Origin of the sequence: Algibacter sp. L3A6 (assembly GCF_009796825.1) — a bacterium.
Classification (GTDB): Bacteria; Bacteroidota; Bacteroidia; order Flavobacteriales; family Flavobacteriaceae; genus Algibacter.
In genome coordinates this window covers 3,863,746-3,877,382 of record NZ_CP047030.1, presented here as the reverse complement: position 1 = coordinate 3,877,382, position 13,637 = coordinate 3,863,746, and the positions used below count along the sequence as shown (strand labels likewise).

Genomic DNA, 13,637 nt, shown 5'->3' with positions numbered 1-13,637 from the left:
AAGTTCTTTTGTTATTTCCAAGAAGGAGGAAATCTCATCAAGCAATTATTTGCTTATTTAATCGTTTCCTATTCTAATTATGTCCGCAAATAAACCAGAAGCAGTAACATCTGCACCAGCTCCAGCGCCTTTAATAATCATAGGTTGTTTTGGGTAACGTTGTGTATAAAACATAACAATATTGTCGCTACCTTCTAAATTATAAAATGGGTGTCCTTCAGGAATTTCTTGAAGACCAACACTTGCTTTACCATCGTTAAATTGTGCTACATATTTTAATTGGCAATTGTTCGCTTTCGCGGAAGCATATAACTTTTGGTAATGCGCCTCGTCTGCAATTAAAGTCTGATAAAAATCGTCTACAGAATCACTTTTCAATCCAGCTTCCGATAAGAAAGATGTGTTTTCTATATCTTCTAAATTCATTTCAACGCCACTTTCTCTAGCAAGAATTAAAATTTTTCTAGCAACATCTACACCACTTAAATCAATTCTTGGATCTGGTTCAGTATAACCTTCAGCTCCAGCTTGCTTTACCACATCGTAAAACTTAGTTTTATCTGTAAAGTTGTTAAACACAAAGTTTAAACTTCCTGATAATACCGCCTGAATTGAATTTACTTTATCGCCAGAAGCGATTAAATTATTTAAGGTATCAATAATTGGTAAACCTGCACCAACGTTAGTTTCAAATAAATAAGGCGCATTGTATTTTAAAGATAATTCTTTAAGTAATTTATAATTTTTAAAATCACTAGAACATGCAATTTTGTTACACGCTACTACACCAATACTTTGACGTAAATAATTAGCATAAAGGTTTGCAACATCCGCGTTTGCTGTAATATCAACAAATATGCTATTACGTAAATTTAATGCTTTTGTGTTTTCAAAGAAACCTTGCAGAGTAGCTTGTTCGCCATCTTCTAATTGCTCTTTCCAGTTTTTTAAATTGATACCTTCTTCATTAAAAATCATCTTTCTAGAATTTGATAATCCAGCAACACGAAGATTAATTTTAAGGTTTTCCTTTAAGTATTTCTTTTGTTGTTTTATTTGTTCAACCAAACGCTCACCAACATTTCCAACACCAGTGATAAATACATTTAATTGTTTTGTTTTAGATTCAAAAAACTGCTCATGTAACGTGTTTAAAGCTTTCTTTACGTCACTTTCTGTAATTACTGCAGATATGTTTTTTTCTGAAGCCCCTTGAGCGATAGCACGAATATTAATGTTGTTTTTTCCTAATGTACTAAACATTTTACCGCTGATACCTTGGTGGTTTTTCATTTTATCACCAACAAGTGCAATGATTGAAAGACCGGTTTCAACAATAATTGGATCTATTTTTTCTAATGCAATTTCATTTTCAAAAGCAGCATCAATAGCTATTTTAGCGCTATCTGCTTCTTTTTCGTCTATACCTAAACAAATAGAATGCTCTGATGACGCTTGAGTGGTCATGATCACATTAATCTTTTCCTGCGAAAGCGTTTCAAATAAACGTTTAGAAAACCCAGGAATACCAACCATACCGCTACCTTGTAATGTCAATAAGGCAATATTGCTTATGTTACTAATTCCTTTAACAGGAGTAGACTCTTCAACAATTTCATTCGAAATAACTGTACCAACAGCTTCTGGTTCCATGGTGTTTTTAATATGAATAGGAATACCTAAACTTAACACAGGTTGTACCGTTGGAGGATATAATACTTTAGCTCCAAAATGCGATAATTCCATTGCTTCTTGATACGAAATCTTAGAGATTGGGTAGGCCTGTTTCACCATTCTAGGGTTAGTTGTGTACATACCACTAACGTCTGTCCAGATTTCTAATTGATCTACTTTTAGAGCTGCAGCAACAATAGCAGCCGTGAAATCCGACCCGCCACGTCCAAGAGTAGTTTGTTCACCTAATTTAGATTTTGAAACAAAACCAGGTAAAATAGTAATATTTTGAACTGCCGTTTTGAAGTAATCTTGAATATTAGCATTTGTGATTTTAAAATCAACTTCTGCTTTTGTAAAGTTAGAGTTAGTAACTACAAGCTCCTGAGAGTTTTTTCTATCGGCTGATAAACCACGATTCTTCATGGTTTCAGCAATAATAAAAGAAGAAAGTTTCTCACCAAAACTTACAAGCTTATCCGATGTTTTTGGAGATAACTCATTTATTAAATAGATGCCGTTTAGTAAATCTTCTAATTCTTGAAATTCATTATCAACCACTTTGGTGATGTTTTCACCGGTACCCAAGTTCAATTCATTTATAATACTAAAATGAATATCCTTAATTAAGTTTAGCGTGTCTTTATATCTAATGTCTTTATTTTGAGCTTGCTTACCCGTTAAAAGTAATTTATCTGTAATACCGCCAACGGCAGATACAACACAAACAACAGCATCTGTTTTGCCATGGTTTTCTAAAATACTAATAACTCTATTTATGTTTTCTGAAGAACCTACAGAAGTTCCTCCAAATTTTAAAACTTTCATGTTTTAATGAATTGAAAAATTAAAAAAAATATTTTTGATTATGCGATTTATAAAATCGCAAATATTGCCTGAAGAATATATAATTAGCAACCCCAAAGGGTTGTAATATTTGTAGTTGTAGCCAAAATAGTAGCCGTTCCTTTTGTAGAAAAAGAAGTTGTAGCGTTTATATTTTGGTTGAATTGAATCATTATAGTTATATAATATGTTCCAAAAGTATTACTTTTAGCCTTATAAAAAAACTAAAACAAATTTTTTATAGAATTCTTATATAGTTGCGATTTTCATAGAAAAAAAGCGACAAAGTTTAAGAAGGATTGAAAAATCAATAATAATACTATTAATGAAAATATTTTCAAAAGAGCAAATTTACGAAGGCGATAAAATTACAGCCGAAAAGCAACAAATTTCATCAACCGATTTAATGGAGCGTGCAGGAAGTCAGATTTTTAATTGGATCGATTTACGCATGCAAGGCGCGCAAGTACCGATACATGTTTTTTGTGGTATAGGTAATAACGGTGGCGATGGTTTGGTTTTGGCCAGGCATTTAATTTTAGCCGGTTACAACGTAAATACTTTTGTGGTGAACTGCAGTGATAAACGATCTAAAGATTTTTTAATTAATTACGATCGCATTAAAAATGTAACAAAAAAGTGGCCAACACTTTTAAAATGTAAAGAAGATTTTCCAGCAATAGAACCACAAGATATTATTGTAGATTGTATTTTTGGAATTGGTTTAAACAGACCTGTAGATGAATGGGTTAAGAACTTATTCCTTCGTTTTAGAGCGTCTAAAGCCTTTACTTTGGCTGTGGATATTCCTTCTGGATTATACACAGATAAAGCTGTTACAGATGAAGATGCTGTGGTGCATGCTGGCTATACGCTTAGTTTTGCTTCACCTAAACTTGTTTTCTTTTTACCAGAAACAGCAAAATATACGGTACAATGGGAAGTTTTAGATATTGGTTTAGATCCTGAATTTTTATCGACTACACAAACCGAAGTGCAATTAATTGGTAAGAATGAAGTATTACCAAATTATATACCTCGCGAAAAATTTTCTCATAAAGGGCAATTTGGGCACGCTTTAATTATTGGAGGTAGCTATGGTAAAATAGGTGCAGTTTCTTTAGCGAGTCGTTCGGCACTTTCAGCAGGGGCAGGTTTAGTTAGTGCTTATGTTCCAAAATGTGGCTACAATGTGTTACAAACGGCACTACCAGAAGTGATGGTAATTACAGATACTAATGAAGAAGAAATAACAAATATAAAGTTTGATATAGAACCAACCGTAATTGCCATTGGTGTTGGCTTGGGAACAGATATAGAGTCTCAGAAAGCATTTGAAGCCTTTTTGAAAACCAACAAAAAGCCGCTTGTTATAGATGCTGATGGTATTAATTTATTGGCTAAAAAGGAAAGTTTACTAAAACTATTACCAGCAGAAACAGTTTTAACGCCGCACCCAAAAGAATTAGAACGTTTAATAGGTAGTTGGGAAAACGATTTTGATAAGTTAGAAAAAGTTAAAGCCTTTTCTAATAAATATAAAGTTATCATAGTGGTTAAAGGTGCTAATAGCATTACTGTTTTTGATGATACACTTTATGTCAATACCACTGGAAATCCAGGATTGGCTACAGCCGGAAGTGGAGATGTGTTAACGGGTATTATTACAGGTTTAATTTCTCAAGGCTATCATCCTGTGGTAGCTGCTATTTTTGGGGTGTACTTACATGGTAAAGCTGCAGATATAGCTGTTGAAGATTATGGTTATCAAAGTTTAATTGCTAGTCATGTTATTGATAATATGGGGCAGGCGTTTATCGATTTGTTTAAACAGCCAGAACAACCGGAACAAGTAGAAGCAGAGGAACCAAAATCTTAAATACACTACGTATACCAAGATTTATAATAAATAAAAAAGCCCATTTAGACGAATGTTTAAATGGGCTTTTTGTTGTTTTATAAGTTATTATAATTTGTGTGTTAAGGTTTCATAATCTACTATCTCAGGAATAATATTTAGAGCAAATAATTCTTTTTGCACGTTATTCAGTGTGTCTTTGTCTATTAATTCTTGAGACCACTCTGTTATACCTAACCATTCTTGAACATCTTCTAATTGTTGCTCATAACGGTTAGCTATAGTTTTGTCAATACTTGGGATATCTTTAAACTCTCTAGTAGTGTTATTAATTATATCAAGAATTGTTTTTAATTCGGCTTCATTATTTTTTATAAAATCTTCACGAACTGCAATTACAAAACAAGGCCATGGTGAGGGACAATTATCAATTCGTCTAAAAACACCATTATCTACTAAAGGTTTAGTTGTAAATTTTTCCCATAAAAAGTAATCGCCTCTACCTTCAGTTAATCCTTCTACAGCACCATCAAGATTTTTTATCACTTCAAAATCAAGATCTTTTTCTAAATCCCATTTATGGTTTTGTGCATTTATATAGGCCATTAAATGAGAGCCAGATCCATAACGGCTTATAGCTGCTTTGGTTCCTTTTAAATCTGCTACAGTTTTGTATGTAGAATTTTGCGCGACATGCACACCCCAATGTAATGGTGTTTGCACAAATGTTTGTACAATTTTACTCGGGTTTCCTGCAATTATATCTTTTACAATACCTTCTGTTAAAATTACGGCAATATCTATATCTCCATCGCGCAACGCTTTACACATGGCACCAGTACCACCGTAATAATCGTGCCAACGAAGGTTTATGTTTTCATCTTTATACTCACCTTCTTTTAGGGTTAAATACCAAGCTAAATTAAAGTGTTCTGGCACACCGCCTATATTTACTTTTGTCATGATTATGAGGTACTAAGCAATTATTTTATCTAATGAAAATTGAATTAAACTATTAACGATTTTCTCAGGGTTTTCACTGAAGGTACCGTTTGCTCTATTCGCGATAATAGCATTTAAAGACACTGCACGATGCCCCAATAGTTTAGATAAACCATAAATGGCAGATGTTTCCATTTCAAGATTTGTAATACGGTAATCATTAAATTTGAAACTATCAATTTTGTTATTGAGTTCTGAATCTCGAAGGGGTAAACGAAGCACACGACCTTGAGGACCATAAAATCCGTTAGCTGTAACTGTAATACCTTGATGAAGCTTTACATTTTCATCTTTAAACTTTTCAGCAAGTTCATTACTTTTTTCAACAATAACAGGTGTCGATTTGTTTTTATCCCAATCGCTATGTGCAACAAAAGCATCCTCAATATGAGGATGCGAAATGTTTTCTGTTTGATATGAATGAAGCATACCGTTTATATCCATACCGTGAGAACTCATTAAAAATGAATCAACAGGAATATCACTTTGTAAAGACCCCGAAGTACCTATTCTTACAATATCTAGGCTGACTAAATCTTTATTAATTTCTCTTGTTTCTAAGTTTATATTAACTAAAGCGTCCAATTCATTCAAAACAATATCAATATTATCAGCACCAATACCTGTGGAAATCACCGATAAACGTTTGCCTTTATAAAGACCTGTTTCTGTTTTAAATTCACGCTTGTGAGTTGTGAATTCAATTGAATCGAAATGCTCGGTTATTTTTGAAACGCGATCTGGGTCACCAACAAATATAATGGTTTTCGCTATGTTTTCGGGTTTTAAATTTAGATGATAAACACTACCATCTGGATTTAATATAAGTTCAGATTCTTTAATTGGCATTCGATACAGTTTTTACTAGTTTGTTTAATGGTTTACTAAATTGAAAATCATACTTTTTAACACCGCCAAAACGCATATCACTATCAATTTCTTTCGAAAAATTATGTTGACTTAAAAGTGCTTCATGACCATCTCGATTTAGTGTAATACTATTTTCTTCATCAATTAAAAACACACTTAATTTATCAATAAATCTAGCCAATTGTAAATCGCGATAGCCATAATAACCTTGGTAATTTAGAGCGTAACCCAATAAATGATGTTTGGATTTAATGGTATTATCACGAACAATTTCAAGAATATTACGTTCTAAAATATTTAAACCATCTTTAGAGTTTGGAAAGCGTTCTAAATGGGCTTTCAAACAATTACTTAAGTATTTAAAACTGGAGCTTTTTACAATAAATGGTTTTAATAAATTATGGTCTTTGCCACAGTAAATACCCCAAACGGTAGTAGCCATATCAATATCATCTATATTTAAAGTAACCTTGCTTTTGTATTGATTTATAAGTTGAGATGTATTTAATTCGGTTAAGGCTGTTAAGCTTTTTTTACCTGGAATCCGACCGCTACAAACTAAAGATATAGGAAGTTTTATTTTTTTCTGATAAATTAGGCTAATTACAGCCAGCATGTTGATATGCGAAAACAAATCGTAATCGAACCAAAGGATAATTTCAGAATATTTAGCTTCCGCATCATCTAGTTTTTCTAGCTCAATATCTACTTTCTTTAAATCTAAATCCACATCATAAAAATCATGTAAAAATGATTTTCTAACCTGAATAGATTCTTTACAATGAATAGTTTCTAATGTAGGACCTTCGCAAAATAATTCTTGCCAAGTTAATTGTTCTCCTTGAATTTCTAATTCCGTTAAACGACCAGACAGATGTCCGCTGTTTGTAATATGCAGTAACTGTTTGCTCATAAATTAACCTCCAACGCGTTTTACGTTAAACCCTTTTTCTTTTAACATTCCCATAATTTTATCTCTGTAATCACCTTGGATAATAATTTTATCGTCCTTAAAACTACCACCAACACTTAGTTTAGTTTTAATTTCTTTCGCTAAAATTTTAAAATCTTCGGTAGCGCCAGTATAACCATCTAAAATAGTAATAGGCTTTCCTTTACGCTTTTCATATTTACAAAGTATGGGTTCGTCTTGCATCCATATATCAGATGTGTTCTGCTCACTTTCGGGAGTTTCTTCTTCAATATGTTCTGGAAAAAGGTTTTTTAATTGGTCTTGTAAATCCATAATTTATTTTTGGGTGGAAGTATGAGAGTCGTAGTTATTAATTTTTCAACTAAAAACTACGACTTAGGCATTTACTTTTTTTTTAATCCTAATTCAATTAAGCGTTCGTTTAGAAACTCTCCGGCTGTAATATCATCAAATTGTTTCGGGTTATTTTCATCAATACAACCTTCTAAAACATCCAATTTCATGGCACTAACTGGGTGCATAAAAAAGGGAATAGAATAACGAGATGTACCCCAAAGTTCTTTAGGAGGGTTTACAACACGGTGTATAGTCGATTTTAATTTATTATTAGTGTGTCTAGAGAGCATGTCTCCAACATTAATCATTAATTCATCATCTTCAGCAATAGCATCAATCCATTCACCTTTATGGTTTTGTACTTGTAAACCACGACCTTGAGCCCCCATTAAAAGGGTAATTAAATTAATGTCACCATGAGCAGCAGCACGAACAGCTTCTTTAGGTTCTTCTGTAATTGGAGGATAGTGAATTGGGCGTAAAATAGAGTTCCCGTTATGTATGTAATTATCGAAATATGTTTCTTCTAAATTAAGGTGTAAAGCCAATGCGCGTAAAACATATTTAGCTGTTTTTTCGAGCATTTGGTAAGTTTCCTTTCCTATTTTATTAAATTCTGGAAGTTCTTCAACTATTACATTCTCTGGATATTCTGCTTTCAGTTCATCATTATCATCAACATACTGTCCAAAATGCCAAAACTCTTTTAAATCGCCTTCTTTTTTACCTTTTGCACTTTCTTTTCCGAAAGAGATATAACCACGTTGTCCTCCAATTCCTGGAATTTCATATTTACGTTTAGTTTCGGTCTCTAACTCAAAAAAGTTTTTTACTTCTTGGTATAAATTTTCAACTAAAGTATCATCTAGAAAATGCCCTTTTAAAGCAACAAATCCAATTTCTTCATATGCTTTACCAATGGCATCTACAAACTGTTGTTTTTTGTCGATATCGCCAGAAATAAAATCTTTTAAATTAACGCTAGGTATAATATTCATTATAAAATAATTTTAATCAATGTGATACAAATGTACAAAAACATTGGGGAGTTTTGTAATCTCTATTTCATATTCATATTTCTGAGAATTATTGATTAATACGTTATATTTACTAGATTAAACTGATTATATTATGACTTCAGGCCAATTTAATTATCAAAACCATAATCTAGATAGCGCAATTCTATTAACACTTTACAAGAATATGTTAAAACCAAGGCTAGTAGAAGAGAAGATGCTTGTGCTGTTAAGACAAGGAAAAATCAGTAAATGGTTTTCAGGAATTGGCCAAGAAGCGATTTCTGTTGGGGTAACTATGGCTTTAAATTCTAATGAATATATTCTGCCAATGCACCGTAATTTGGGAGTTTTTACAACAAGGGAAATTCCGTTAAGCCGATTGTTTGCGCAATGGCAAGGTAAGGCTTCTGGTTTTACAAAAGGACGAGATCGCTCGTTTCATTTTGGTTCGCAAGACTATAAAATTATAGGCATGATTTCGCATTTAGGCCCACAATTGGGTGTTGCCGACGGTATTGCTTTAGCATCTAAGTTAAAAAACAAAAATGAAGTTACAGCTGTTTTTACAGGAGAAGGCGGAACGAGTGAAGGTGATTTTCATGAGGCTCTAAACGTCGCTTCGGTTTGGGAATTACCTGTTTTATTTTGTGTTGAAAATAATGGTTACGGGTTATCTACACCAACAAACCAACAGTATAATTGCGAAAATATTGCCGATCGGGGACTCGGGTATGGTATGGAATCGCATATTATTGATGGTAATAATATAGTTGAAGTTTATATTAAAATGAAGAACATAGCAGAAAATGTTCGCCAAAATCCAAGGCCTGTTTTAATTGAATTTAAAACCTTTAGACTACGTGGTCATGAAGAGGCGAGTGGCACAAAATATGTTCCAAATAATGTGTTGGATATGTGGTCTAAAAAAGATCCGATAACTAATTTCGAGTTGTTTTTGAGAGATAATAATATTTTAGATGAAGAAGAAAATAGCCAATTAAAAGCAGATATTTTAAAGGAAATTAACGAACATTTAGATATAGCATATAGTGAAGAGGAAATAATACCAAATGAATCTAATGAGTTAAACGATGTTTTTCAATCTTTTGACAATAAAATAGTTAGTAGTTCTTTTGGATTAAAAGAAATACGTTTTATTGATGCTGTTTCCGAAGGTTTAAAACAAAGTATGGAACGAGATGGCAGTTTAGTTATAATGGGGCAAGATATTGCAGAATACGGTGGTGCGTTTAAAATTACCGAAGGATTCATTGAGGCCTTTGGAAAAGATAGAATACGGAATACACCTATTTGTGAATCGGCTATAGTTGAAACCGCATACGGATTATCTATTGCAGGAATTAAAAGTATTGTAGAAATGCAATTTGCCGATTTTGTGAGTTCTGGCTTTAATCCTGTTGTTAATTTGTTGGCAAAATCGTATTATAGATGGGGACAAAATGCCGATGTAGTAATTAGAATGCCATGTGGTGGCGATGTTGGAGCAGGCCCATTTCATTCGCAAACCAATGAGGCTTGGTTTACTAAAACGCCTGGATTGAAAGTGGTTTACCCAGCATTTCCATATGATGCTAAAGGATTATTAGCTTCATCTATAAAGGATCCAAATCCGGTACTGTTTTTTGAACATAAAGGCTTGTATCGAAATATTCGTCAAGAAGTTCCAGTGGATTATTATACACTTCCAATAGGGAAAGCTAATTTAGTAAAAACAGGAAAAGACATTACTGTTATTAGCTATGGAGCAGCCGTGCATTGGGCCTTAGAAACTTTGAAAAAGAATCCTCAAATTTCCGCCGATGTTCTTGATTTAAGAACATTACAGCCTTTAGATTTAGAAACCATTTTTAATTCCGTTAAAAAGACAGGAAAAGCTATTATTTTACAGGAAGATTCAATGTTTGGAGGTGTTGCTAGTGATATTTCAGCACAAATTATGGAGCAGTGTTTTGAGTATTTAGATGCGCCTATAAAACGTGTAGCGAGTTTAGATACGCCAATTCCGTTTTTAAAAACTTTAGAAAATCAGTATTTACCAAAAGACAGATTTGAAGCCGAGTTAATAGAAATTTTAAAGTATTAATATAAAGAATATTGAGTTATTCTGTTGCCGCAAAAGAACTCAATATTCAAACTAGTGGTAATTTTTACTTCGTTTCGGCTTCTGATAGGATAAACGGGTAAGCTTTTTTAACCTTCTGTAAATCTTCTTTACTCAAATTATCAACCGATTTCTGTAAAACATTAGCAGCGTAATTGCTTCTTAATTCAAAATAAGCTTTAGATAATTCATTTTGAACCGCCACAAATTGCTTGTAAGTAGTTTGTTGTCCGTTTTGAAGTGAAACAACAGCATCTTCCGGATTGTCCGATGCATTGGGGAACTTATTCCCATTGCAATACAAACAAGTACCGTCACCATTATTATCCAAAAAGGCTTTTGTAGCCTCTTTCAAATCGGCTAGATTAACCTGTTCATTTTCAACCATAATTTCATCATTATTATTAATAACAATGCGTAAAATGTTGCGCTCATGTTTTAAGCTTTCACAATCTCCCGTTGGGCATTCGGCTGGCAAAACCCGATTGATTCCCGCATCGGAGGAAATAGTTGCGGTTACTAAAAAGAAAATTAGTAGTAAAAATGCAATGTCGGCCATGGAGCCTGCATTAACTTCTGGTGCTTCTTTTGAATGTCTCATAATAGTTAAAATTTAAATGTTAATATGAAATCAAGACACACAAAAATAATACCATAAAGTGAGAGGAATGATTGAAGAAGTTAGATTTTGATGTTTCAGCGAACTTTGTTATGTAAATCGTAAGGAGCTTTAAATTAGTCTTTAATGTTTATTTTTAATCTAAACATAAGGTTTGTAAGGTTGCTACTATAAATGACATAAGTAATATAAGTTTTGCTGTGATTTTTTGACTAATAAATATAATTTTACCTTAATTGTAAAGTGTATTTTAATCAAAATTTAATATTTTGTCGCTAATAATCATGTAATTATAAACGTTGAAATGTTTTAGGAACGGTTATTGTATTAATTTTTTCCTAAATAGAAACGGGGATAATTGCGATTTAAATGATAACAATTATCTTTGAAACATAATGAAAACAATTTTTGTTTCCTATTATAATTAAAAGACGCCGACAAACCAATGAAGTTTTATTTTTCATTTTTTATATTTTTTGTTTTTACTATCTCTAGTTTTTCCCAAATAGATAGTAGAAATAAGTCTACGCCATTTCCTGTTATTGAAAGCAAAAAAGATTCTTTAAAAGCCGAAATACCAAAACCATCTACACCCATTGAAGCCAAAGCAGACCCTTTAAATGGTTTGAATGCACCAAGGGTTTCAGTAGATTTAGGTATGCCTAAAAGACAATTATCTATGTTTCCGGAGGAAGAATTTGGAAATCCAGGCGAGCTATATACTAAAAACTTAGACCGACAAGCCAAATCTGTATTGCCAGATGGTTATGGTGAAAATAGTGGTTTAAAAGAAGATGCTTTTTGGGGCGATTACCATACAAAATCTTTATCGGTACAGATTAAGTATAGAGATCACAGTGCTATTGATGGCGATTTATTGCGTGTTTATGTTAATGGTGATGTATTGAGATCTAACGTGTATTTAGGTAGGAGTTTTAGTGGTTTTACTTTGAAGTTGGAAGAAGGATCTAATAAAATTGAATTCTTTGCTATAAACACAGGTTCTTCTGGACCAAATACTGCGGAGTACCGTATAGTAGACGAGACTGGTGCTGTTATAGCTAGCAAAGTTTGGGCTTTAGAAGCCGGAGTAAAAGTTACTGTTGTTGTGGTTAAGGATTAGATATAAAGATTTTATTAATTATATCTTCTTTTAGTAACCAAATATTCCTCTCCATTTACTGTTTTATACTTTTTAGTCCAAAGACCTTTTTTATTGTATTCATATCTAAAATACTCATATTCATATAAAAGTGTTCCGCTAGTGGTTTGAATCGGAAACTTTTGCTTAGGTTCAAATGCTCTATGAATTTCAATTACGTTATTATGCTCGTCGTATTTGTAACTAGTAATAGATTTTTCATTCTCAGGCTTAGGAGAAATATCACTATTTTGATAATCACTAGAAGTAGTAGATTTGATAATGTTTCCTACAGTATCATACACAAGTAGTTCTGTTGTATTGGGTTTAAGCGAAATCAATTCCTCTGTTTCAATGAGTTTTGGTTTTCCGAATTCATTGTAATCGGAATATTTTTCGGTCTTTCCAAAACTATACTCTCTTCTTATTAGAAAAGAGTCTTTATATACCAATTTTATATTTGAAACATTATTTGCATTTTCTTTATTAGCGTTATAGATGTTAATTTTTCGCTCAATGTTTCCAAATTTGTCATGTTCAAATTCTATTCGGCTTCGTAATTCACTTCTGTAATAATTTTCTTGGATAGTAATTAGTCCGTTAGAAAGATAGTATTTAGTTTTCCACTTCTCCTTTTCTACGTTGCTCTCAATATAAGAATTGTACTTGCTTAATAATTCCGTTTCGCTTTTTTGAGCAAAAGAAATATTAAAAAATAAAAGCATTATAATGATTGGTGGTAGTTTTTTCATTTTGATAATCAACACATTTTTATTCTGTTGGATTTATGTTTTTAGTCTCTATAATTTACTTCCTAGAATCAACCTTTTTTCTTTAAACTATACAAATTTGAACCCATTGTTTTTCAATTGGCAATGTTAGTAACCTACTTATAAAAGGTAAGCCTGCTTTCCAAACTTTTAAGCTATCTTGATTCTTAAAATCAATTAAATATTTCCCTTTTTCTGGAACATCAAGAGTCATGATTTTTTTTGCTCTTTCCCCATCTTGATAAGATTGTACACGCCATTGTGTAACTTTTGGGTTAATTATTCTTCCCGTTAAAGTATTTGTAAGAGAAAAAGTAAAATCGTCAACAACAACATCCCAACCACCAAGAACATAAACATCAAAAGTTCCAGTATAAAGTTCAACTTCAATATCTGATGTAATTATTCTTATTGGCTTAATCATATTTTTTCATTATTAAATTACT

General features: G+C 32.4%; 12 protein-coding genes. 3 read left to right on the top strand and 9 right to left on the bottom strand.

The genetic code is table 11. The features are described 5' to 3' along the window. Window positions 1-57: 57 nt before the first annotated feature. Entirely contained in the window at window positions 58-2,502 is a 2,445-nt protein-coding gene (gene thrA / locus GQR98_RS16140) for a bifunctional aspartate kinase/homoserine dehydrogenase I (RefSeq protein ID WP_159020461.1), read from the bottom strand. Window positions 2,503-2,845: 343 nt separating this feature from the next. On the opposite strand from thrA, the gene GQR98_RS16135 reads away from it, so the two are divergent. Continuing rightward, window positions 2,846-4,399 carry an NAD(P)H-hydrate dehydratase gene (locus GQR98_RS16135; RefSeq protein ID WP_159020460.1) on the top strand — a complete coding sequence of 518 codons (1,554 nt, stop codon included), beginning with the start codon at window positions 2,846-2,848 and terminating at the stop codon, window positions 4,397-4,399. Between the two features lie 87 nt (window positions 4,400-4,486). Here the strand turns inward: GQR98_RS16135 and GQR98_RS16130 are convergent, their stop codons facing one another. The 5 genes from GQR98_RS16130 to GQR98_RS16110 all read right to left on the bottom strand — a co-directional run bounded on the left by GQR98_RS16130 (window position 4,487) and on the right by GQR98_RS16110 (window position 8,518). Further along, window positions 4,487-5,341, bottom strand: a complete 855-nt coding sequence (locus GQR98_RS16130) for a substrate-binding domain-containing protein (protein WP_159020459.1) — start codon at window positions 5,339-5,341, stop codon at window positions 4,487-4,489. Window positions 5,342-5,353: 12 nt separating this feature from the next. Continuing rightward, complete coding sequence (locus tag GQR98_RS16125; RefSeq protein ID WP_159020458.1) at window positions 5,354-6,229, bottom strand: nucleoside phosphorylase; 876 nt, start codon at window positions 6,227-6,229, stop codon at window positions 5,354-5,356. Further along, entirely contained in the window at window positions 6,219-7,163 is a 945-nt protein-coding gene (locus GQR98_RS16120) for a DUF1835 domain-containing protein (RefSeq protein ID WP_159020457.1), read from the bottom strand. Before GQR98_RS16120 ends, GQR98_RS16125 begins: the two co-directional genes overlap by 11 nt. Window positions 7,164-7,166: 3 nt before the next feature. Beyond that, window positions 7,167-7,496 (bottom strand): translation initiation factor, encoded by a 330-nt coding sequence (locus tag GQR98_RS16115; protein WP_133966064.1) that lies wholly within the window; start codon window positions 7,494-7,496, stop codon window positions 7,167-7,169. A 71-nt stretch (window positions 7,497-7,567) separates the two neighbouring features. Next, complete coding sequence (locus tag GQR98_RS16110) at window positions 7,568-8,518, bottom strand: isopenicillin N synthase family dioxygenase (RefSeq protein ID WP_159020456.1); 951 nt, start codon at window positions 8,516-8,518, stop codon at window positions 7,568-7,570. Window positions 8,519-8,651: 133 nt separating this feature from the next. Between GQR98_RS16110 and GQR98_RS16105 the strand changes: the two genes are divergently transcribed. Next, the gene (locus GQR98_RS16105) at window positions 8,652-10,643 is read left to right on the top strand and encodes a thiamine pyrophosphate-dependent enzyme (RefSeq protein WP_159020455.1); all 1,992 of its coding nucleotides are present in this window, start codon (window positions 8,652-8,654) and stop codon (window positions 10,641-10,643) included. Between the two features lie 64 nt (window positions 10,644-10,707). Here GQR98_RS16105 and GQR98_RS16100 read toward each other — a convergent pair whose 3' ends face one another. Beyond that, window positions 10,708-11,262, bottom strand: a complete 555-nt coding sequence (locus GQR98_RS16100; RefSeq protein ID WP_159020454.1) for an ExbD/TolR family protein — start codon at window positions 11,260-11,262, stop codon at window positions 10,708-10,710. Window positions 11,263-11,725: 463 nt separating this feature from the next. On the opposite strand from GQR98_RS16100, the gene GQR98_RS16095 reads away from it, so the two are divergent. After that, complete coding sequence (locus tag GQR98_RS16095; protein ID WP_159020453.1) at window positions 11,726-12,403, top strand: hypothetical protein; 678 nt, start codon at window positions 11,726-11,728, stop codon at window positions 12,401-12,403. A 14-nt stretch (window positions 12,404-12,417) separates the two neighbouring features. Here the strand turns inward: GQR98_RS16095 and GQR98_RS16090 are convergent, their stop codons facing one another. Then, on the bottom strand, window positions 12,418-13,173 hold the full coding sequence (locus tag GQR98_RS16090) for a hypothetical protein (protein ID WP_159020452.1): 756 nt from the start codon (window positions 13,171-13,173) through the stop codon (window positions 12,418-12,420). An 82-nt stretch (window positions 13,174-13,255) separates the two neighbouring features. Continuing rightward, complete coding sequence (locus tag GQR98_RS16085; protein ID WP_159020451.1) at window positions 13,256-13,615, bottom strand: hypothetical protein; 360 nt, start codon at window positions 13,613-13,615, stop codon at window positions 13,256-13,258. Window positions 13,616-13,637: the final 22 nt, after the last annotated feature.

What these genes read in the sequence shown, in the direction of transcription:
- GQR98_RS16130 (WP_159020459.1), bottom strand. Translation starts at nt 5,341, where the DNA reads ATGACAAAAGTAAATATAGGCGGTGTGCCAGAACACTTTAATTTAGCT.
- GQR98_RS16125 (WP_159020458.1), bottom strand. Translation starts at nt 6,229, where the DNA reads ATGCCAATTAAAGAATCTGAACTTATATTAAATCCAGATGGTAGTGTT.
- GQR98_RS16135 (WP_159020460.1), top strand. Translation starts at nt 2,846, where the DNA reads ATGAAAATATTTTCAAAAGAGCAAATTTACGAAGGCGATAAAATTACA.
- GQR98_RS16110 (WP_159020456.1), bottom strand. Translation starts at nt 8,518, where the DNA reads ATGAATATTATACCTAGCGTTAATTTAAAAGATTTTATTTCTGGCGAT.
- GQR98_RS16085 (WP_159020451.1), bottom strand. Translation starts at nt 13,615, where the DNA reads ATGATTAAGCCAATAAGAATAATTACATCAGATATTGAAGTTGAACTT.
- thrA (WP_159020461.1), bottom strand. Translation starts at nt 2,502, where the DNA reads ATGAAAGTTTTAAAATTTGGAGGAACTTCTGTAGGTTCTTCAGAAAAC.
- GQR98_RS16100 (WP_159020454.1), bottom strand. Translation starts at nt 11,262, where the DNA reads ATGAGACATTCAAAAGAAGCACCAGAAGTTAATGCAGGCTCCATGGCC.
- GQR98_RS16105 (WP_159020455.1), top strand. Translation starts at nt 8,652, where the DNA reads ATGACTTCAGGCCAATTTAATTATCAAAACCATAATCTAGATAGCGCA.
- GQR98_RS16090 (WP_159020452.1), bottom strand. Translation starts at nt 13,173, where the DNA reads ATGAAAAAACTACCACCAATCATTATAATGCTTTTATTTTTTAATATT.
- GQR98_RS16095 (WP_159020453.1), top strand. Translation starts at nt 11,726, where the DNA reads ATGAAGTTTTATTTTTCATTTTTTATATTTTTTGTTTTTACTATCTCT.
- GQR98_RS16115 (WP_133966064.1), bottom strand. Translation starts at nt 7,496, where the DNA reads ATGGATTTACAAGACCAATTAAAAAACCTTTTTCCAGAACATATTGAA.
- GQR98_RS16120 (WP_159020457.1), bottom strand. Translation starts at nt 7,163, where the DNA reads ATGAGCAAACAGTTACTGCATATTACAAACAGCGGACATCTGTCTGGT.